19 protein-coding genes are annotated in these 20940 nt (G+C 62.3%); 8 read left to right on the top strand and 11 right to left on the bottom strand.

Annotated elements, in window-relative coordinates:
- The first annotated feature begins 409 nt into the window (after positions 1-409).
- A complete protein-coding gene (locus tag BTW08_RS00950; protein WP_075560626.1) occupies positions 410-784 on the top strand; it encodes a hypothetical protein in 375 nt (124 codons plus the stop codon).
- A gap of 239 nt (positions 785-1023) precedes the next feature.
- On the opposite strand, the gene BTW08_RS00955 is transcribed toward BTW08_RS00950, so the two are convergent.
- The 5 genes from BTW08_RS00955 to BTW08_RS00965 all read right to left on the bottom strand — a co-directional run bounded on the left by BTW08_RS00955 (position 1024) and on the right by BTW08_RS00965 (position 4115).
- On the bottom strand, positions 1024-2406 hold the full coding sequence (locus tag BTW08_RS00955; protein ID WP_075560627.1) for a trehalose-6-phosphate synthase: 1383 nt from the start codon (positions 2404-2406) through the stop codon (positions 1024-1026).
- Between the two features lie 11 nt (positions 2407-2417).
- Positions 2418-2621: a hypothetical protein gene (locus BTW08_RS18865; RefSeq protein WP_139313549.1), complete on the bottom strand. Its 204-nt coding sequence runs from the start codon at positions 2619-2621 to the stop codon at positions 2418-2420.
- The gene (gene otsB, locus BTW08_RS00960; RefSeq protein WP_075560628.1) at positions 2588-3358 is read right to left on the bottom strand and encodes a trehalose-phosphatase; all 771 of its coding nucleotides are present in this window, start codon (positions 3356-3358) and stop codon (positions 2588-2590) included. Before otsB ends, BTW08_RS18865 begins: the two co-directional genes overlap by 34 nt.
- A gap of 100 nt (positions 3359-3458) precedes the next feature.
- Entirely contained in the window at positions 3459-3635 is a 177-nt protein-coding gene (locus tag BTW08_RS19075) for a hypothetical protein (protein ID WP_168170618.1), read from the bottom strand.
- Between the two features lie 177 nt (positions 3636-3812).
- The gene (locus tag BTW08_RS00965) at positions 3813-4115 is read right to left on the bottom strand and encodes a hypothetical protein (protein WP_075560629.1); all 303 of its coding nucleotides are present in this window, start codon (positions 4113-4115) and stop codon (positions 3813-3815) included.
- Between the two features lie 249 nt (positions 4116-4364).
- Between BTW08_RS00965 and BTW08_RS00970 the strand changes: the two genes are divergently transcribed.
- Positions 4365-5567: an ABC transporter substrate-binding protein gene (locus tag BTW08_RS00970; protein WP_075560630.1), complete on the top strand. Its 1203-nt coding sequence runs from the start codon at positions 4365-4367 to the stop codon at positions 5565-5567.
- Positions 5568-5663: 96 nt separating this feature from the next.
- Here the strand turns inward: BTW08_RS00970 and BTW08_RS00975 are convergent, their stop codons facing one another.
- The 5 genes from BTW08_RS00975 to typA form a co-directional block, all read right to left on the bottom strand.
- Positions 5664-6974: a branched-chain amino acid ABC transporter permease gene (locus BTW08_RS00975; protein WP_075560631.1), complete on the bottom strand. Its 1311-nt coding sequence runs from the start codon at positions 6972-6974 to the stop codon at positions 5664-5666.
- Positions 6974-7972, bottom strand: coding sequence for a branched-chain amino acid ABC transporter permease (locus tag BTW08_RS00980; protein WP_075560632.1), 999 nt, complete (start codon positions 7970-7972; stop codon positions 6974-6976). The genes BTW08_RS00975 and BTW08_RS00980 overlap by 1 nt, the downstream gene beginning before the upstream one ends.
- A gap of 60 nt (positions 7973-8032) precedes the next feature.
- Positions 8033-8737 (bottom strand): ABC transporter ATP-binding protein, encoded by a 705-nt coding sequence (locus BTW08_RS00985; protein WP_075560633.1) that lies wholly within the window; start codon positions 8735-8737, stop codon positions 8033-8035.
- 87 nt (positions 8738-8824) lie between these two features.
- On the bottom strand, positions 8825-9595 hold the full coding sequence (locus BTW08_RS00990) for an ABC transporter ATP-binding protein (protein WP_075560634.1): 771 nt from the start codon (positions 9593-9595) through the stop codon (positions 8825-8827).
- A gap of 213 nt (positions 9596-9808) precedes the next feature.
- Positions 9809-11662: a translational GTPase TypA gene (gene typA, locus BTW08_RS00995; RefSeq protein ID WP_075560635.1), complete on the bottom strand. Its 1854-nt coding sequence runs from the start codon at positions 11660-11662 to the stop codon at positions 9809-9811.
- A gap of 346 nt (positions 11663-12008) precedes the next feature.
- Between typA and BTW08_RS01000 the strand changes: the two genes are divergently transcribed.
- On the top strand, positions 12009-12569 hold the full coding sequence (locus BTW08_RS01000; RefSeq protein ID WP_075560636.1) for a nucleotidyltransferase family protein: 561 nt from the start codon (positions 12009-12011) through the stop codon (positions 12567-12569).
- On the opposite strand, the gene BTW08_RS01005 is transcribed toward BTW08_RS01000, so the two are convergent.
- Complete coding sequence (locus BTW08_RS01005) at positions 12566-13492, bottom strand: polysaccharide deacetylase family protein (protein ID WP_246837612.1); 927 nt, start codon at positions 13490-13492, stop codon at positions 12566-12568. The two genes, BTW08_RS01000 and BTW08_RS01005, sit on opposite strands and share 4 nt — an antisense overlap.
- A 509-nt stretch (positions 13493-14001) precedes the next feature.
- On the opposite strand from BTW08_RS01005, the gene glnA reads away from it, so the two are divergent.
- The 5 genes from glnA to BTW08_RS01030 all read left to right on the top strand — a co-directional run bounded on the left by glnA (position 14002) and on the right by BTW08_RS01030 (position 20837).
- Positions 14002-15408, top strand: coding sequence for a glutamate--ammonia ligase (gene glnA, locus BTW08_RS01010; RefSeq protein WP_075560638.1), 1407 nt, complete (start codon positions 14002-14004; stop codon positions 15406-15408).
- Positions 15409-15551: 143 nt separating this feature from the next.
- Positions 15552-16166 carry a DUF4124 domain-containing protein gene (locus BTW08_RS01015; RefSeq protein ID WP_246837614.1) on the top strand — a complete coding sequence of 205 codons (615 nt, stop codon included), beginning with the start codon at positions 15552-15554 and terminating at the stop codon, positions 16164-16166.
- Positions 16167-16379: 213 nt separating this feature from the next.
- The gene (gene glnL, locus BTW08_RS01020; protein WP_075560639.1) at positions 16380-17423 is read left to right on the top strand and encodes a nitrogen regulation protein NR(II); all 1044 of its coding nucleotides are present in this window, start codon (positions 16380-16382) and stop codon (positions 17421-17423) included.
- Between the two features lie 85 nt (positions 17424-17508).
- The gene (glnG, locus tag BTW08_RS01025) at positions 17509-18918 is read left to right on the top strand and encodes a nitrogen regulation protein NR(I) (RefSeq protein ID WP_075560640.1); all 1410 of its coding nucleotides are present in this window, start codon (positions 17509-17511) and stop codon (positions 18916-18918) included.
- Between the two features lie 176 nt (positions 18919-19094).
- The gene (locus tag BTW08_RS01030; RefSeq protein ID WP_075560641.1) at positions 19095-20837 is read left to right on the top strand and encodes an alpha-amylase family glycosyl hydrolase; all 1743 of its coding nucleotides are present in this window, start codon (positions 19095-19097) and stop codon (positions 20835-20837) included.
- Positions 20838-20940 lie beyond the last annotated feature (103 nt).

Consider the following 20940-nt stretch of genomic DNA (forward strand, 5'->3'; position numbering starts at 1 on the left):
CAGGCACTTTCAGGTTTGCCGTGCTTCTGATCTCCAGTGGCTTTTGATCTCCATTGGCTTTGATTTCCAGTGTTTTGGGATTCCAGCACCTTTGATAAACCCGTACCTCCAACTTCCCCGATCCATCCTCTGGATCGGGGTTTTTTATGGGTGAAAGGGCAGGCCACGCCATGTGCAAAAAATTAACGGCGATGCCTCGATCGCGGTGCCAGACATGACAACGCCCGGCAGTGGCGAGATGACCGCTTTGGAGTGCCGACCCCGGCGGGACCGAGCCGGCGTCCATCAATCCCGGTGATACTCGAATTCGGGTCAACTGATTAGCCAGCTAATAAGATGCCCGCCATAATCTCGTCATCGGTTAGGCCAAGGGGCCAACCACTGAAACGAAGATGATTGGAGGTTCAACATGAAAAATCGCATTCTCGCCGCTATCGCACTGGCCGTTGCACTACCGGCCGCCGCTCAGGCCAACAGTGTCATGGAGCAACGCGCTTTTGCTCAGCAGCATGAAACGCTGAATACGCAGACGACTTCCAGCTATCGGGCGCTGCCGACCGACTACCGTGTGAACGCCTTCAACAGCGGCTATAGCGTTGAAGCGGGTCGCGCGCTGGCCACCGTCGAAGAGACCACCCGCCACGGGACCCACCTCATCGGTGGAAGCAACGACCTGATTGGTGAAGGCCACAGCGTGGCCGCCGCTCAGGCGCTGCAGAATGTGAACGGCGGCGGCGATACCGGTCGCGGCAACGTCGAAGTGACTTTCGCCAGCCTCGACTGATCGAAATCGCTGTGACGCCAGGCGCCCGATTGCCGGGCGCCCTGACAGGAATTGAAACTCGAGCCGTATGACACTCGAGCCGACACGACCACTTTTTGCTTCTTCCTAGTCGCTTCTTGCTAGTTGGTACTTGCTAGCCGGTACTTCCAGGTTCCCTGTACCTCCAACTTCCCCGGTCCATCCCCTGGTCCGGGGCTTTTTATGTGCGCAACCTTTTAATTCTCGCTTACGTCGAACTTCTACTGGTCGTCGATCTTCTGCTGACTGAGATGCTCCATGAAGCGTCGGCGCCATTCGAGCAGGCTGTTGCGCCTGAGAATGCCGATCATCTGCTGGTAGCGTTCGCGACGCTCCTGCTGCGACATGTTGAGCGCCTGTTCGATGGCGCTGGCGATGGCGTGCACATCGTAGGGGTTGACCAGTAGCGCGCCGCTCAGCTCCTTGGCGGCGCCGGCCAGTTCGCTGAGCACGAGTACGCCGGGGTCGTCGGGGTCCTGGGCGGCGACGAACTCCTTGCACACCAGGTTCATGCCGTCGCGCAGCGGGGTCACCAGGCCAACCCGGGCGGAGCGGAACAGGCCGATCAGCGCGTCGCGGGGGTAGGTCTGGTTGAGATAGTGCACCGGCACCCAGTCGAGATCGGCATAGGTGCCGTTGATGTGCCCGGCCATCTCCTCGAGCTGGCGACGCAGCTCGTCGTATTCCGGAATCGCGCTGCGCGAGGGGCTGGCGATCTGCATGAACATCGTCTTCTGGCGGCGATGTTCGAAATCAGTAAGTAGCGCTTCGAAGGCGTTGAAGCGCTGAATCAGGCCCTTGGAGTAGTCGAGGCGATCGGCGCCGATGATCAGGTCGCGTTCGCCGAGATCTTTCTGGAGCTGAAGCGCCTGTTCGTTGGCACAGGAGCGTTCGGCCTCATCGGCCAGCTCATCGACATCGATACCCACCGGGTAGACGCCGGTGCGCACCTTCCGGCCGTTGCATTCGATGGTGTCGCCGGTGACCTCGGCGCCGAAGGTCTCGATCGCCGCCTGGCGGAAAGCGTGCAGGTCGTTACTGGTCTGAAAGCCGATCAGGTCGTAGTGCAGCAGGTCGTCGAGCAGTTCGCGATAGCCGGGCAGCGCGCGCAGCAGATCGTAGCTGGGGAAGGGGATGTGCAGGTAAAACCCCATCGGATCCTTGATGCCCTTCTGGCGCAGTTCCTTGGCCAGCGGCAGCAGGTGGTAATCGTGCACCCAGATCAGCTCACCGCCTTCGAGCAGAGTGCTCAGCGCAGCGGCAAAGCGCTCGTTGACCCGCCGGTACGCCTTGGCGTAGCTCAGCCGGAAGTCCATGGCGCCGAGGTTGAAGTGAAAGACCGGCCAGAGGACCTCGTTGGAGAAGCCGAGGTAATAGTCGTCGTAATCCTCCTGGGACAGCGACAGGGTGGCGTAGGTGATGTTGCCACGCTCGACGGTGTTGGGCTCGCTGGCGGGCGATTCACTGACCTGGCCGTCCCAGCCGAACCACAGCCCGCCATACTCGTTGAGGGCGCCGGTGATCGCCACGGCAAGGCCGCCGGCCTCGGATTTGCCGGGTTCGGGGATGGATACGCGATTGGAAATGACGATGAGACGGGTCATGCGGGCTCCTCTCAGCCATGGCTGAGATGCAACGCCGAGTCGATCGACTCGGCGTTGCAGTAGGTCTGCGGGAAAATGCGCCACAGCGCGGGTTTGGTAGTGTCCAGGTCGTGGGAGAGCAGACCCGGGAAAGGGCCGGCAAGGCTTGGTACGAGGTCGTATTCTGCGTCGCGCGGCGGGGTCAAGCGCCTTGCGCTGCCAGACTCTCCAGCCATGTCAGTACCTCCTGTACTGATTCGAGATAGCAGCTCGCGGCGGTCTCCCCCTGGCTGCCGACTCGCACGGCATGGCCGCCGCGAGCGTTGACGACGCGAAAGGCGTCTTCATCGGTGACATCGTCGCCGATGAAAACCGGCGTGCGCGCCTGGAAGGCCGGTGTTTCATCGAGCAGGCGGGCAACGGCGGTTCCTTTATGATAGCCGCCGGGGCGCAACTCGAGGACGCACTTGCCGGAAATCAGCTCGAACGTGTCGCCGAGGGCCCGATGCTGAGCCTCGAAAAACTCGTGACACGCTTCATCGAGCTCCGGGGCGCCACGGTAATGCAGCGTCAGCGACACGCCCTTGTCCTCGTAGTGCAGGCCTGGGTGACCCTCGACGAAGGCTGCCAGGGCATCCCGACAGGAAGCCAGCTGGGCGGGCTGGTCGATTGCCGTATGACGCGTGCCGTCGGCGTCGCGCCACTCCAGCCCGTGGATGCCGGCCATCGGCAGGGAAACCGGCGCAAGCAGTCGCTCGAGCTGGTCCAGCGGGCGTCCGCTGACCACCGCCACGGCACCGTCGAAGGTCCTGTCGAGTTCGCCGAGCAGCGCTTTCAGACGCGGCGATACGTGGACATCGTCGGGATGGGCTTCGAGCGACACCAGGGTGCCGTCGAAATCGAGAAACAGCGCCCAGTCGCGACGAGGGGGGGGCAGCCGAGAAGAAGGCCGGTTCGAGGATGGTTTGGACATGGGCCTGCGCGAGCTCTCTGAGTGAAGGGTCGGATCCATCGGCGTAGCTCGGTCCGGTATCGTCGGCTCTGGTGTCGTCGGGTCCGGGGTGTCGGCCGCTTTAATGCTCGGCCTGTTCGAACTGCTCGGCGGCGCGCAGGGCTTCTTCCTGAGTCGTATGCTCGGAGACGACGTTCTCGTTGTCGGGCTGGCTTTCGTCGATCACCACCCAACCGGTGATCGTGTCTTTCAGGTCGCTGCTGTCGAAAACCGGTTCGACGCGGGCTTGTTTCTGCATTTTTCATCCTCCGTGATGATGTCGCTCAGGGTTGAGCGACGGGTCCCGATGGTTCGAAAGAACGTTATCGATAGTTCGAAAGACGTTCTCGATGATTCGAATGAATGGTCCTGATGGTCTGAGTGAACGGTCTCGTCGGCATGGCAAGCCATCGCAACGCTTGCCTGCCCGCGCGGCTCAGTCGTCGTCTGCGGCCGACGCCTGGAATGCCCGCTTGTCATCGGGAAGCCTAACCATGTCGCCGACACTGAGTTCGCCGTGGGTGTCGTGGCGATCACCGTCGTCGCCGACCAGCGCGGCGACCTTACCGATGCTCACGCCGTCCTTGTAGGCTTCTACCTTCACCCGCACCGTGGAGCCGTGGTAGCGAGCGGTCAGCATCGTTCCCGGCTGCGGCGTTGCGCGATGCTGCTCATCCTTGGCGTAGTGAGCGTCGACGCTGGCGCCACCCGGGGTGTCCCATTCAACATGCTTGTGCATAGCGGTTTCCTTAACATTGGTAAGCGTGCTGTTCAGCGTAGCCGTTAATCGTTCGGTCTGCCGTCGCCTCGAGAGTGGCGCTGTTCGTCACCCGTCATGCGCTATCATGGGGGCGGTCAGGCACGCCGAAAGGTGAAGACACGAACCGTTACGAATGCTTGTCTTTTGGGCGCCGTGCCAGCAGAGTAAACATCGTCTTTCACGACCCCATAAAAGTCTTTCACGACCCTACAAAGAGCGACAACAACGATGAAGAAGACAGTACTCGCACTCGCCATCGCGGCAACCACGGCCTGCGCCGGCGTCGCCCAGGCGGATGTCAAAGTGGGATTTCTCGGGGGCTTCACCGGCGGTATCGAAAGCCTGACGCCGCCGATCTTCGATGGCGCCAAGCTCGCCGTGCAGGAGGTCAACGAGCAGGGCGGCCTGCTGGATGGTGAAGACATGGTGATGCCGTCAGGCGATACGACCTGTTCGGACGCCTCGGCTGCCTCCAACGCTGCCGATCGCCTGGTGAATAGCGAGAAAGTGACCGCGATCGTCGGCGCGCTATGTACCGGTGCCACCATTGCGGCGGCCAACAATGCCGCGATCCCCGGCGGCGTGGTGATGGTCTCGCCGGCTTCCACCGCTCCGGCGGTGACGGATCTCGACGACAACGATCTGGTCTTCCGGACCGTGCCTTCCGATGCCTTCCAGGGCGAGCAGCTGGCCAAGCTGCTGCTGTCCAAGGGCATCGAGGACGTCGCCGTGACCTACGTCAACAATGACTACGGTCAGGGCCTCGACGACGCCTTCACCAAGACCTTCGAAGCCGAAGGCGGCTCGGTCTCCGCCAATCTGGCGCATGAGGACAATCGGGCGGACTATCGTTCGGAGATCGGCAAGCTCTCTTCCGGCGGTTCGCAGACGCTGGTCGTGCTCGCCTACGCCGATACCTCGGGCCAGACGATTCTGCGTCAGGCCTACGAAAGCGGCGCGTTCACTCAGTATGCCGGCGGTGACGGCATGGTCGGCAACTCGCTGGTCGAAGCGGTCGGCGCCGACGTACTCGAAGGCATGATCGCGACACGTCCGGGCTCCCCGGATGCGCCGGGCGGCGATGTCTTCAACGATCTGGCGAAGAAGGCCGATATCGATCCGAGCGCGGTGTTCGCGGCGCAGTCCTACGATGCCGCCTTCCTGCTGGCGCTCGCCATCGAGAAGAACGGCAGCGCGGACCGCGAGGGTTTGTCCAAGGCACTGCGCGATGTCGCCACCGAGCCGGGCGAGACGATCCTGCCGGGTGAATGGGAGAAAGCCAAGAAGTTGCTCAAAGAGGGTAAGGAGATCAACTATCAGGGCGCTTCCGGCAACCAGGAGTTCGACGACAACGGCGACGTGCCGGGCATCGTGGTCGAAATGGCGGTCGAGGATGGCAAGTTTGTCACCAAGGGTGCGATTGGTGAATAAATAGCGAGCCGCCGACGACTGATCGGCGTCACTGTTCAGATAGCAAAACCCCGAGCTCAGGCTCGGGGTTTTGCGTTTCGGGCTTCGTAAAATCGCTCAATCGTGATGTGCGACCTTCTCCGGTATCAGTCCGCGCGGGGCGAAGCGCAGCACCAGCAGAATCAGCAGGCCGATCACGAACACCCTCGCCTGCAATGCGCGACTGTCGAGATTGCCCGGCTGCCAGTCGAACCAGTGCGAGCCCAGTGCGACGAAGGCGTGCATCACGGCCAGCGCCATCGGGCCCGACATGATCCAGATCACGTAGACCAGCACGGCGCCGAACAGGGTGCCCAGATTGTTGCCCGGGCCACCGAGAATCACCATCACCAGCACCAGGAAGGTGTGATTGAGCGGCAGGAAGCCCTGCGGATCGAACAGGCCGTTGAAACTGGTCAGCGCCGCGCCGCCGATGCCCATCAAAATACAGCCGAAGACGAAGATCTCCTGACGGCGGCGATTGATCGACTTGCCCATGGCCGCGGCGGAGACTTCGTTGTCGCGGATGGCGCGGATCATGCGGCCCCAGGGGGCGTGATAGGCGCGATGGAGCAGGAAGAAGATCACCGCGATCATCACCACGGTCACAGAAAGATAGAGCGCTCTCGCCGTCAGAAAGCCGACGTCACCGGGTTCCGCCACCGGCCAGGGCAGCGGCGAAATCGTTGCGGTGCCGCGAGTGAGCCAGTCGGAGTTCTTGAGAAACGCTTTGATGATCTCGGCGATGCCCAACGTCGCGATGACCAGATAGTCGCTGCGAAGGCCGAGGCAGATATGACCGATGAAGTAGCCGACACCGCCGGCCAGTACACCGCCGACGATCCAGCCCAGCCATACCGGCAAGCCCAGGCCGCCGATGAACTCCACCTGGGATTCGATATCGCCGGTCACGCTGCGCAGCCAGCTGATTACGACCAGGTAGCCGACGAGCCCGGCGACGATGGCCAGCGTCGTGCGCAGCAGTTTGGGAACGCCGATGCGATCGAGCCGGCTGATGCCGAAGACCAGCGCGGTCACCACGACCATCGCCAGCAGCACCCAGCCCAGGCGGCCAGGCAGATCGCTCGCCCAGAATTCGTGATTGACGGGGATGCTGAAGAACGTCGCCGAGAAACCGCCCAGCGCCACGAAACCCATGATGCCGGCATTGAACTGGCCGGCGTAGCCCCACTGGATGGTCAGGCCGAGGGCGAGAATCGCATAACAGGAGGCTTCGACCAGCATGCGCGTGGAATAGGCCGGGCCCATGGTCGCGAACACGGCGAGCACGACGATGGCGAGCCCGCCGAACAGCACGAGTTCGCGCTTTGGCATCGCGCGGCGGGGCGCGGTTTGCCCTGAGCTGGGCGTGTTGGAAGTCGAATTCATCAGATCACCTTCCCTTTGAAGATGCCGGTCGGACGCCAGATCAGTACCGCGATCAGAATGAAGAAGGGCACGACGATTTTGTATTCGGTACCCACCAGCGCGAGGTTGTTGGGGAGTTCCAGCCACGTCGGCAGGCTATCGCGCAGCGGCCTGAGCAGCACCGACCAGTTGAACACCGCCAGCGTTTCGGCGAAGCCGACCAGGAAACCGCCGGCGATGGCGCCATACGGATGACCGACGCCGCCGACGATGGCAGCGGCGAAGATCGGCAGCAGCAGGAAGAAGCTGAGATCCGGCTTGAAGGCGACATCCAGCGACAGCAGCGTTCCGGCCAGGGTGGCCAGCGACCCGGCGATGACCCAGGTCAACGTGATGATCAGCTTGGTGTTGATGCCGGAGGCCCGGGCGAGATCGGGGTTGTCGGACATCGCCCGCATCGCCTTGCCCAGTCGGGCCCGAGTCAGAAACAGGTGCAGCCCGACCACGGCGATCACGGTCACGATGAACAGAATGATCTGCGGTTCGGTGAGGATGATCGGTCGGGTCACGCCGGGCACGTCGATGCGGAAGATCTCCTTGCGCGCGTCGACGTAGAGATTCTGGGAGCCGGTACCGGCGAACAACCGGATCAGACCCTGCAGCATCAGGGTGACACCGAGCGACGCGATCACCATCACGATCGGTTTGACACCGTGATTGCGCAGCGGCTGATAGAAGGCGCGGTCGATCCCCACGGCGATCAGTGAGGTGATCGCCATCCCCACCGGCAGCATGACGATGGCCGTGGGCAGGCCGAGCGGGTCGCCGGCATGGGGAAAGGCCAGCGTCAGCAGCAGCACGGCCAGGGTGCCGAGGGTCATCATGTCGGCATGGGCGAAGTGGGCGAAGCGCAGGATGCTGTAGATCAGCGTCACGCCGACCGCGCCGATAGCGTAGATGCAGCCGGTGACGCTGCCGGCGATCACCACGTAGTTGAAGAAATAGATCAGCTCATTCACGACAGGGTCTCTCTTGAAAGCGGGGTCCCGCGGCCGGGAATACCGGACGACAAGGCGGCGTCAGCCACCGAGGAAGCTCTTGGCCACTTGCGGATCGTCGAGCAGCGCCGCGCCGGTATCGGTGAAACGGTTCTGCCCGGCCGCGAGCACGAAGCCCTTGTGCGCGATACGCAGCGCCTGCTTGGCGTTCTGCTCGACCATCAGCACGCCGACACCGGCGGCATTGATGGTCTTCACCCGCTCGAAGATTTCGTTCATGTAAAGCGGCGAGAGCCCGGCGGTCGGCTCGTCGAGCAGCAGCACGCTGGGTTCGTTCATCAGCGCCCGGCCCATGGCCACCATCTGACGTTGGCCGCCGGAGAGCTCGCCGGCCGGCTGGCGGCGTTTTTCCAGCAATGGCGGGAAGAATTCGTAGATCTGGGCCTTGAGCCGCGAGGCGGTGGCGGGCTTGAGGAACGCGCCCATCTCCAGGTTCTCCTCGACGGAGAGACTGGGGAAGATGTTCTTCTCCTGGGGGACGAAGCCCATGCCCATTTCCACCAGCTTGTGGGGAGAAAGGTTGGTAATCGCTTCGCCGCGCAGCCGGATCTCGCCCTGGGTAATCGTCAGCAGGCCGAATATGGCCTTGAGCATGGTCGATTTGCCGGCGCCGTTGGGCCCGACGATGACGCCGATCTCATCGGCCTCGATCGTCATGTCGACGCCGTTCAAGATGTTCATGCCGCCGTAGCCGCCATGAACGTCGATTGCTTCGAGTAGTGGCATTGTGTGCTCGTTTGTTATTGCGTCGCGAGTACTGGCTGTTGTTTTCCAGCCTCGAGCCGGTTCCGGGCTCCAGGTCGGTTCTGAAATCTAGGCAGGCTCGGCGCCAAAGTAGGCTTCGATCACTTCCGGATTGTTCTGGATCTCGGTGATCGACCCTTCCATCATCACCTGACCCTGGGCCAGCACGATGACCGGGTCGCACAGCCGCGCGATCATGTCCATGTCGTGTTCGATGACCAGGAAGGTGTAGCCGAGCTCGCGATTGAGGCGTTCGATATTGCCCATCAGGTCACCGAGCAGGGTGCGATTGACCCCGGCGGCGATCTCGTCGAGCAGCACGACGCGGGCATCGGTCATCATGGTACGGCCCAGCTCGAGGAGCTTCTTCTGGCCCCCGGAGAGATTTCCGGCCAGTTCGTTGCGCACGTGCGAGAGCCCGACGAAGTCGAGCACCTCGAGCGCACGGCGGCGAACTTCGGCTTCCTGACGTCGCACCTCGCCGGGTTTCAACCAGGTGCTGAACAGGTTCTCGCCTTCCTGGCTCGGTGGCACCATCATCAGATTCTCGAGCGCCGTCAGTTGGCTGAACTCGTGGGCAATCTGAAACGTGCGCAACAGCCCTTTATGGAAGCGCTCGTTGGCGGAGAGGTGGGTGATCGCTTCGCCGTCGAGCAGCACCTCGCCACTGTCGGGCATGAGGCTGCCGGCGATGATGTTGAACAGGGTGGACTTGCCGGCACCGTTGGGACCGATCATCCCGGTGACCGAGCCCTTGGCGACCTGGATCGAGCAGTCGTCGATGACCGTCAGGCCCCCGAACGACTTGCGGATATTGCGGACATCGATGATCGGCGTCATCGGGTTTCCCTTGGCACGTTTTTACTATTGTTCGAGCAAGCCCGCCGTTAAGGCGGCGCTCCTGGCAGTCGCTTGTTGATGATGTTGCCGATTGTACAGCGGTCGGTCATCTTGAATAGTCTTTCTTGTTCAACGCTCGAACGCCACAAACGAATACACCCGCCGAAGGGCGGGTGTATCGATGTCACGTCACGCGTTTGAATCGGCGCGTGATCAGCCTTTCTTGCCGGCTCGCTTGCGCTCGTTCTCGGTCAGGTGCTTCTTGCGCAGACGAATATGGCTCGGCGTCACTTCTACCAGCTCATCGGAGTCCAGGAACTCGATCGCCTGTTCGAGCGTGAACTTGATCGGCGGTGTCAGCACGATGTTTTCATCATTACCCGTCGAGCGCATGTTGTCGAGCTTCTTGCCCTTGGTCGGGTTGACCACCATGTCGTTGGCACGGTTGTTGATGCCGATCAGCATGCCTTCGTAGACTTCCGTGGCGTGATCGATGATCAGCTTGCCGCGCTCCTGCAGGGCGTAAAGCGCATAGGCCAGGGCCTTGCCGCCGACCATGGAGACCAGTACGCCGTTGCGACGCTCGATCGAGGCGTCTGGCTTCAGCGGGCCGTAATGATCGAAGCGGCTGGTCAGGATGCCGGTGCCCGAGGTCAGGGTCAGGAACTGACCACGGAAGCCGATCAGACCCCGCGCGGGGATGATGAAGTCCAGACGCACACGACCCTTGCCATCCGGGTTCATGTTGGTCATCTCGCCCTTGCGGTAGCCGAGCTCTTCCATCACCGAGCCCTGATGCTGCTCTTCACAGTCGATGATGACTTCTTCGTACGGCTCCTGCTTGACGCCGTCGATCTCGCGGATGATGACCTCGGGGCGGCCCACGGCCAGCTCGAAGCCTTCACGACGCATGGTTTCGATCAGCACCGAGAGGTGCAGCTCGCCACGTCCGGAGACCTTGAATTTCTCCGGGGTCTCAGCCTGCTCGACACGCAGCGCCACGTTATGGATCAGCTCCTGGTCGAGACGATCCTTGATGTTGCGGCTGGTGACGTACTTGCCTTCCTTGCCGGCGAACGGCGAATCGTTGACCTGGAAGGTCATCGAGACGGTCGGCTCGTCGACGGAGAGCGGCGGCAGCGCTTCGACGGTGTTGACGTCGCACAGCGTGTCGGAGATCGCCAGGTTGTCGATACCGGTGATGCAGACGATGTCGCCGGCGGTGGCTTCGTCGGTCTGCACGCGTTCCAGACCCATGTGCGTCATCACCTGGCCGATCTTGCCCTTACGGGTCGCGCCTTCCTTGGTGATGATGCTGATCTGCTGGCTGGGCTTGACGCTGCCGCGCTTGATGCGGCCGAGACCGATGACGCCAACGTAGCTGTTGTAGTCCAGCGCCGAGATCTGCATCTGGAACGGGCCGTCGAGTTCGACCTTGGGCGGCTCGACGATGTCGACGATCGACTGGAACATCGGCGTCATGTCGTCGGCCATCGCGTCCGGTTCCATGCCGGCGATGCCGTTGAGCGCGGAGCAGTAGATGATCGGAAAGTCGAGCTGCTCGTCGGTGGCGCCCAGGTTGTCGAACAGATCGAAGATCTGATCGACAACCCAGTCCGGGCGCGCGCCAGGACGGTCGACCTTGTTGACCACGACGATCGGCTTGAGACCCTGGGCGAAGGCTTTCTGGGTCACGAAGCGCGTCTGCGGCATCGGGCCGTCGACGGCATCGACCAGCAGCAATACGGAATCGACCATGGACATGACGCGTTCGACTTCACCACCGAAGTCGGCGTGTCCCGGCGTATCGACGATATTGATGTGGTAATTGTGGCCTTTACCGTCGTCCCAGCGGATCGCGGTATTCTTGGCCAGAATCGTGATGCCGCGTTCCTTCTCCTGATCATTGGAGTCCATGATCCGGTCTTGGCCTTCGGCCTTGCGATCCAGCGTGCCGGACTGGCTCAGGAGCTTATCGACCAGTGTCGTCTTGCCATGGTCGACGTGGGCGATAATGGCAATGTTCCTAATGCTCTCGATACGAGCGTTAGAGGCGTTGTCACTCATGGGGCGGTTTCCATCGTAAAATGTGTGCGCCCATGTCTAAGTCGATGATCCGCGCTCTAGCGCTGGATCGACGAGTCCCCTGGGCACTGAGTAGGAGGGTCGGGCGCGCATTGTACAGCCAAGCGCGCGACACTGGCTACTTTAGTCTATCGGGATATTGTGTCGATGGATCGCAGGATCTTTCTGGGCGATTTCCGCGCGTGGCGCCAGGCATAGCGATAGGTAGGGCGATGTCTATCGATCAATACGGCGGTGCGTCTGTCGACCAGGTATTACGTTAAGTCTATCGACTGGGTGTGGCGGTATTTCTATCGACAAGGGCGGCCACGGTGGTTCGAGGATGCTCATGGGTGATGCCGAGAGAGTGTGCGAGTGGATTCGCGCCGATGCCTGGCGCATGAGCGCGCTGCGCCAGGCGCTTTCGCTGGGCTTGCCCGACTGGTGGCTGGCCGCCGGGTTCGTGCGCAATCTGGTCTGGGATCGGCTGCACGGCTATGTGCCGTCGACACCGCTCAACGATATCGATCTGGTTTACTTCGCGCCCGCCAGCACCAGCGCGCTGATCGATCGCCAGCATGAAACGAGCCTCATCGACGCCACCGGTCTGCCTTGGTCGGTCAAGAACCAGGCGCGCATGCATCGCCGACACGGCCATCTCGCCTACACCTCTATAGAGGAAGCGCTGAGCGTGTGGGTCGAGTGTGAAACCGCGGTGGGGGTGACGCTGGATGACGATGACGGTCTTCACCTGATCGCGCCATTGGGTTTGGCGTCGCTGCTGGCCGGACGCGTTACCCACAATCCGCGCCATGGGGATCGCGAGGTGTTTCGTCGTCGGGTCGTTGCCAAGGGGTGGGGTCGTCGCTGGCCGGGACTCGAGATAGAAGGCCCGCCCGGCGAGAGCTAGCTCGGCAGCTTGCCCAGCAGCCAGTCGAACAGCCGGCCCGGGCTGTTGGCGACCGGTTGCGTGATCAGAAAACGCGGCAACAGAACGGTGTCGTTCGGCGGTTCCAGCCAGCCGGCACGGCGGGTCAGGACACGCTCGAAGCCGGCGTTGACGGCCAGTCTGGTCAGCGCCTCGTCCGCAAACTCATTGTTGCAGGCCGCCACGTTCAGCGGTTGGCGGCACAGAACCGCCAACTGATGCTGACTGTCGCGCAATCGATGGAGCGTCTGAGGACTGCCAGGCGTGGATCGCACCGGCATCAGGTTGCCGAAACGAAAGAGTCCGCCCTGTTCGAGACGGCGAATGCTGAACGCATCGAGTGCCTGATCGATAAATGCCGGTTCGCTACCCAGTGATTCGGCGATCATGCCCAGTGCGGCCCCTTTCTGCGACCGTTCGAGTTCATTGATGTAGAGCTTGATCGCCTGGCTGTAACGCTCGTCGCGGTGGCCGTTGGCCAGCGGCGGCATCGGCAGGCCCGCGTCGGCGAGCAGCCGGTGCGCACTAGCGGCGGTATCTTTGCGCCACAGCGCTTCGCCGATGACTTCGTGCCAGCTGCTCCAGGCCTGCTGGGTGACCGGGCAGGGGAGAAACACGTTGGCGGGGAGCGCCAGCCGCTCCAGCGTCGGCGAAACCTGTTTGAGCGTGTCGCGCCAGCCGCCGTCGAATGTCAGCGCAATCCGGGGCAGTTGATCGTGGTGCAAGTGCAGCGCGCTTTCCAGACTGACGATCTGGGCGCTTTCAGTGAGACTTTCCAGCAGTTGCCGGAAGCTGTCCGGGCCCAGACACCAGTCGGATCGATGTGGCAGGCGGGCCTCGGCTTCGTCAGCCATCACCCGGCGCAGGGCGAGAATGGCGCTGCGGCCCCATAATGGTTCACTCAAATTGAGGCGCCAGTGGCCCCTTAGGCGTTGTACGACGTCCTGTGTACGATCCAGCCTGGGCATGGGGAATTCCGTTACTGAAGTCGTTGATCGCCATCGCTTCCGGCGCCTTTCTACACTCTCTACAGTATCCGTTGCCGATCGCGTTTGGGCAAAGTTTCCGGGCGAAGCCGTAAGAGACATTGTGGTGCATTTGACTCCATGGGTGCGCCAAAATGGTTCATAAGGCAATCAGCCGATCTAGGCTGAAAGCCAACAGAAAGGCCGTGAGTCTCGCATGAAGCCTTCGATCTGTAGGGAATCGCCTTTTTTATCATCTGCTTACGGCTTCGTTTCACCACTTTGCTTCATTTTGGCACATTCTCTGCATGACAATGTAAAAATGGTGTGCGCGTGGGCAAGAGTGCCGACTTCATGCTACAAAATACGCACGCCACACATACGTACGCCAAACAACGGTGTTGGTCATTCGCCAACGAATCGAGCCATGGCTCACAGTGGAGGACAACATGTCTGAGAAAACCCTCGCCCTTATCGAAGAACACGACGTCAAGTGGGTGGATTTGCGCTTTACCGATACCAAGGGCAAGGAGCAGCACGTCACGATCCCTGCCACTGCCATCGATTCGGATTTCTTCGAAGACGGCCAGATGTTCGACGGCTCTTCCATCGAAGGCTGGAAAGGCATCAACGAGTCCGACATGATTCTGCGTCCGGAAGACGGTACCGCGTTTCTCGACCCGTTCACCGAAGACTCCACCCTGGTGCTGCGTTGCGACATCATCGAGCCGGCCACCATGCAGGGCTACGAGCGCGATCCGCGCTCCATCGCCAAGCGCGCCGAAGCCTATCTGAATAGCACCGGCCTGGGTGACACCGCGTTCTTCGGCCCGGAGCCGGAATTCTTCATTTTCGACGAAGTGCACTGGAAGTCCGATATCGAGGGCTCCATGTACAAGATCTCATCCGAAGAAGGTGCCTGGTCCACCGACCGTCAGGTCGAAGGCGGCAACCTGGCGCACCGTCCGCGCGTCAAGGGCGGCTACTTCCCGGTTCCGCCGGTCGACAGCTTCCACGATATCCGTAGCGCCATGTGCAACACGCTGCAGGCGATCGGTCAGGAAGTCGAAGTGCATCACCACGAAGTGGCCAACGCCGGTCAGAACGAGATCGGCGTCAAGTTCAACACGCTGGTGAAGAAGGCCGACGAAGTTCAGGAAATGAAGTACGTCATCCACAACGTGGCGCACGCTTACGGCAAGACGGCGACGTTCATGCCCAAGCCGCTGGTGGGTGACAACGGTTCCGGTATGCACGTTCACCAGTCTTTCTGGAAAGACGGCACCAACCAGTTCGCCGGTGACGAGTACGCGGGTCTGTCCGAGATGGCGCTTTATTACATCGGCGGCATCATCAAGCATGCGCGTGCCCTGAACGCCTTCACCAACGCCTCGACCAACTCCTACAAGCGTCTGGTGCCGGGTTTCGAAGCGCCGGTCATGCTCGCCTACAGCGCGCGTAACCGTTCCGCGTCCATTCGGATTCCGTATACCTCCAACCCGAAAGGCAAGCGTGTCGAGACGCGTTTCCCTGACCCGACGGCCAACCCGTACCTGGCCTTCTCGGCGATGCTGATGGCCGGGATCGACGGCATCAAGAACAAGATTCATCCTGGCGATGCCATGGACAAGAATCTGTATGACCTGCCGCCGGAAGAAGGCAAAAAAGTGCCGACCGTGGCGACCAGCCTCGATCAGGCGCTGGAAGCACTCGACGCCGATCGCTCCTTCCTGACCGAAGGCGGCGTGTTCACCGACGAGATGATCGACGCCTACATCGCGCTGAAGAGCGAAGACGTCGAGCGCCTGCGCCTGGCGACGCATCCGGTCGAGTTCGATCTCTATTACAGTGTCTAAACGGGCTTGAGCGTCTAGCCCCGCGGACCTGACGGAAGCCCCACTCTGGTGGGGCTTTTTTCGTGGCACGTCACGTTCGTGCGCTTTCAGCCGATGTTGTGCCTGGCCGATAGGAGATATCGGACGATAACGGAGGGGTGGCGATGTCGGTACGAATGTTGGGTTTGAGGACCTGGGTTGGCCTGGCGGCTGGCATTGTCTCGTCGGTGATTGTCTCGCCGATGGCTGTCTTGCCGATGATTGTCTCGTCGGCCCAGGCGGCGTCGGTGTACCGTCATGTCGACGCTGACGGTAACGTGGTCTACAGCGACGAGCCCCGGGCCGGGCATCGCGTGGATCTCAAGCCGATTGCGGTGGTCGACCCTGACACGCCCGAAATCCGCACGCGCTCAGACCAGCCGACGCCGGCATCCGCCTCGGCGGTCGACTATGAGCGCTTCACGATTTCCAGCCCGCATGACGAGCAGACGCTGCCCACCGGCCAGGCCGGCAACGTCCAGGTGCAGCTGGCGATCGAGCCGGCGCTGCAACGTGGCGATCGGGTCCAGCTCCGGGTCGATGGCGAAGTGCGCCAGTCACCCATGCACACCAATGTGTTCGCGCTGAGTCAGCTCGAGCGTGGCGAGCATCGGTTGCAGGCCGAGCTGGTCGACGCGCAAGGGCGGGTACGTCTGGCGACGCCGGCGGTAACGCTCTACGTGCAACGGGCCAGCGTCAATCTGCCGGCCAACCCGAACAATCCCAATCGCCAAAAATAATGGCAGCCGTGAAATCGATCCCCATCGGCAGGCATGGATCTGGGTGATTGCACCATTTTGGTGAATGAGCGCCTGGGCGGTTCGGAACGGATCGCTTCGGGTGGGGGACGCGCCTGCATCAAATGAGCCTCCCGCGTAGCAGCGCGAAATCGGGGAGTGGCGCGGTTCTTGCACTGTATAAGCACATACCGGATCACCACGATGGAACGACGCATGTATCAACGTTTGTTGGAGCATCTGACGACCGCCGTCGTACTCCTCGACGACAGCCTTCAGGTGCGCTGGCTCAACCCCTCCGCCGAGGCGCTGCTGGCCGCCAGCCGGCCACGGGTGATGGGACAGTGGCTGGAGTGCCTCAACGGCGAGGATGGTAGCGTTCGCCAGGTCCTGCTCAAGGCCATGCAGGAGTTTCACCCCTACACTCAGCGCGAAGCCACGCTGATACTGGCCGCGGGGGACGTGATCACGGTGGACTTCACCGCGACACCGATCACCAGCCGCGAACTGCTGCTCGAGATCGAGCCGCGCGACCGGCTGTTACGGATCTCGCGGGAGGAGGCGCTGATGGCGCGCCAGGAAACGGTCAAGGTGCTGATGCGCGGTCTCGCTCACGAGGTCAAGAATCCGCTGGGCGGTATCCGCGGTGCGGCGCAGCTGCTGGAGCGGGATCTGCCCGACCCGCAGCTCACCGAATTCACCCGGATCATCGTCGAAGAGGCTGACCGGCTGCGCGATCTGGTCGATCGCATGCTGGGCCCCAACACCCTGGTTCACCACGAGCCGCTCAACGTGCACAAGGTACTGGAGCGCGTACGTGCGCTGCTCGAGGCGGAGCACCATCAGCTGAGCTTCGAGCGCGACTACGACCCCAGCGTGCCGGACCTGATCGGCGACGAGCCCCAGTTGATCCAGGCGGTGCTCAATATCGCGCGCAATGCCGTTCAGGCGATGGAGGAGTTCGACACGCTCGAGCCGCGCCTGCTGCTGCGCACCCGGGTTCGCCGCCAGTTCACGCTGGGCGCCGAGCGCCATCGACTGGTGTGTGAAGTGGCGATCATCGACAACGGCCCCGGCATTCCGGAGCACATCCGCGAGACGCTGTTCTTCCCGATGGTTTCCGGGCGCGCCGAGGGTAGCGGGCTGGGGCTGTCGATCGCGCAGTCGATCCTGCATCAGCATCAGGGCCTGATCGAGTGTGAATCCCATCCGGGAGTGACGGAGTTTCGTCTGTTGATTCCTTTCGAGGCGCCGTCGTAAGTCTGATTCTATTCGCCCTCGTCCGTGGACGAGCGATTGACGAAGTCGCCGAGAGCGCGATTCACCGTTCTGCTGGAGAACTGCCATGACTGAAGTCGCCCGTATCGCGATCGTCGACGATGATCGTGCGATCCGCTGGGTTCTGGAAAGAGCTCTGGCGCAGCCGGATCTCGAGGTGCAGTCGTTCGAACGGGCCGATGCCGCGCTCGAGTCGATCGAGCGACATCCGCCGGACGTGCTGCTGACCGACATTCGCATGCCGGGGCTCGACGGGCTCGATCTGATGGCCAAGGTCCGCGAGATGCATCCCGACCTGCCGGTGATCGTGATGACCGCGCATTCGGATCTGGACAGTGCCGTGGCCTCCTATCAGGGTGGGGCGTTCGAATATCTGCCCAAGCCGTTCGATGTCGACGATGCGCTGGCGCTAGTCCGGCGGGGCGTGGCGCACGCCCGCGAACGACGTTCACCCGCCGCCATGCCGGAGGGGCTTTCCGCCGAGATCATCGGCGAGGCGCCGGCGATGCAGGAGGTGTTCCGGGCCATCGGCCGGCTGTCGCAGTCGCACATCACCGTGCTGATCAACGGCGAGTCGGGAACCGGCAAGGAGCGGGTCGCCCAGGCGCTGCACCAGCACAGCCCGCGCAGCGGCCATCCGTTCATCGCGCTCAACATGGCCGCGATCCCCAAGGATCTGATGGAGTCGGAACTGTTCGGCCATGAAAAGGGCGCCTTCACCGGTGCCGCCGCCCAGCGCCGCGGCCGCTTCGAACAGGCCGATGGCGGCACGCTGTTCCTGGATGAAATCGGCGATATGCCGGCCGATACCCAGACGCGGCTGCTGCGCGTGCTGGCGGACGGCGAGTTCTACCGGGTGGGTGGTCACATGCCGGTCAAGGTCGATGTGCGGATCATCGCCGCGACGCACCAGTACCTTGAAAAGCTGGTGACGGAGGGGCGCTTCCGCGAGGATCTGTTCCACCGGCTCAACGTGATTCGCGTGCATCTGCCACGGCTGTCGGAGCGCCGCGAGGATATTCCGCGTCTGGCTCAGCACTTTCTCGCCGAGGCCGCCAAGGAACTCTCGGCGGAACCCAAGGTTCTGACCAAGGACGCCGAGACGCATTTGACGCGCCTGCCCTGGCCCGGCAACGTGCGTCAGCTGGAAAACACCTGCCGCTGGCTGACGGTGATGGCCTCAGGCCGGGAAGTGCTGGTCGACGATCTGCCGCCGGAGCTGCGTGACATCGAAGGCAACGAAGCGCCGAGCGGGGACTGGCGCAACGCGTTCCGGGAGTGGGCGGACCGAGCCCTGGCCTCGGGTCATACGCACCTGCTAGAGGAAGCGGTGCCGGATTTCGAGCGCATCCTGATCGAGACCGCCCTGAAGCACACCGGCGGGCGCAAGGGCGAGGCGGCCGAACTGCTGGGTTGGGGACGCAACACCTTGACGCGTAAAGTGAAGGTGCTTCTGCCGGCGCTGGCCGACGAATAGCGCCTGCGCGACGCCACACAACTGGCAGGCCGGCGCGCCAAGGCGGCTCAAGGCGCGGCTTGCGTGCTAGAAGCCTCGTGCCTGGAAAGCAAGACAACGCCCGGTCGAACGCCGGGCGCTGTCGTCGTTGGCTATCTTGCGAAGCCGTGAATCAAAAGACACCAATGGGAAATTCTATGTCCGATCCAACCCAATGGTGGCGTGGCAGCGTCATCTACCAGATCTATCCCCGAAGCTTCATGGATGCGCGGGGTGACGGCATCGGCGATCTGCCCGGCATCACCGCCAAGCTGGACTACGTGGCAGAGCTGGGCGTCGATGCGATCTGGATTTCGCCGTTCTTTCCGTCGCCGATGAAGGATTTCGGCTACGACGTGACCGATTACCGCGGCGTTGATCCGATGTTCGGCTCCTTCCACGACTTCCAGATGCTGCTCGAGCGCGCCCACGGACTGGGCCTGAAAGTGATCATCGACCTGGTGCTCAGTCACACTTCCGATCAGCACCACTGGTTCATCCAGAGCCGCAGCTCACGCGACAACCAGAAATCCGACTGGTACGTCTGGGCCGATCCCAAACCGGATGGCACGGCGCCCAACAACTGGCTGTCGTTTTTCAGTGGCAGCGCCTGGACCTTCGATAGCCGGCGGCGTCAGTACTACCTGCACAACTTCCTGTCGTGCCAGCCGGATCTCAACTTTCACAATCCGGCGGTGCGCAAGGAGCAGCTCGACAACGCGCGCTTCTGGCTCGATCTGGGCGTCGACGGCTTTCGTCTGGACACCTCGAATTTCTACTTCCACAGCCAGGCGCTGCAGAACAACCCGGCGCTCGGCAGCGGCGAGTTCAAGACGCCCAGCGTTCCGGCCTCGAACCCTTATTCGATGCAGCGTCACCAGTTCGATATCAGTCAGCCGGAAAACATTGGGTTCCTGAACGAGCTACGCGCGCTGATGGACGAATACCCCGGCACCATGACCGTGGGGGAGATCTCCGACGACCGCCCGCTGGAGCGCATGGTCGAGTACACCATCGGCGATGATCGTCTGCACATGGCCTACACCTTCGACCTGTTCGATGCCGAGTTCAGTGCCCAGCGACTGCGCGATATCATCGAACACTTCCAGTATTACGCGGGCGATGCCTGGCCGTGCTGGGCGCTTTCCAACCATGACGTCCAGCGCGTCGTGTCGCGCTGGACCCAGCACGAGAATCTGGAACAGCACGGCCCGCTGGTGGCCAAGGTCGCGACGGTCATGCTCTGTTCGCTCTACGGCAGCATCTGCCTCTATCAGGGCGAGGAACTGGGATTGCCGGAAGCCGATGTGCCCTACGAGCGGCTGGTCGATCCCTACGGCCTGGCGCTATGGCCGGAGTACAAGGGGCGCGACGGCTGTCGCACGCCGATGCCGTGGACGAGCGGTGAGCTTGGCGGCTTCACCTCTGTCGAACCCTGGCTACCGGTGGACGGCCATCATCGCCAGCTCTCGGTCGAGAGGCAGCTCGCCAATGCCGACAGTACGCTGCGGGTGACGCGGGAGTTTCTGCGTTGGCGCAAATCGCAGTCGGCGATGGTCGACGGGACGCTGATCCTGAGCGACTTCGATGACGACCTGCTGGGCTGGCTGCGAGTGTCACACGACCAGGCGATTCTGGCGGTCTTCAACCTGACCAGCGAATCGCGATCCACCAGCCTGCCGGCCGGTGCCGGCGAGATCGTCTTCCAGGCGGGCTTCACGCCGCATCTGAGTGACAGCCGGCTGACGCTGCCGCCGTTTCAAGCGGCGTTCGTGCATGTCGACCGCAGCAGTATCGATCCCCGAGCGCTGATCGAGCAGGAGCCCGATCCCGAACGCAAGGGCTTCCTCAGTCGGCTGCTGGGGTCGCTGATGCGCAACGAGGATGGCGAGTCTCAGTGACAGCGAGCCCCTTCTGACCGATCAGCTCTGATGATAGGGCTCGGCTGAAAAGATTGTCCGAGGGGGATCGCCCGATCGAACTCGGGGAGATGCGGCACCTGCT

Source organism: Salinicola sp. MH3R3-1 (assembly GCF_001937155.1).
Classification (GTDB): Bacteria; Pseudomonadota; Gammaproteobacteria; order Pseudomonadales; family Halomonadaceae; genus Salinicola; species Salinicola halophyticus.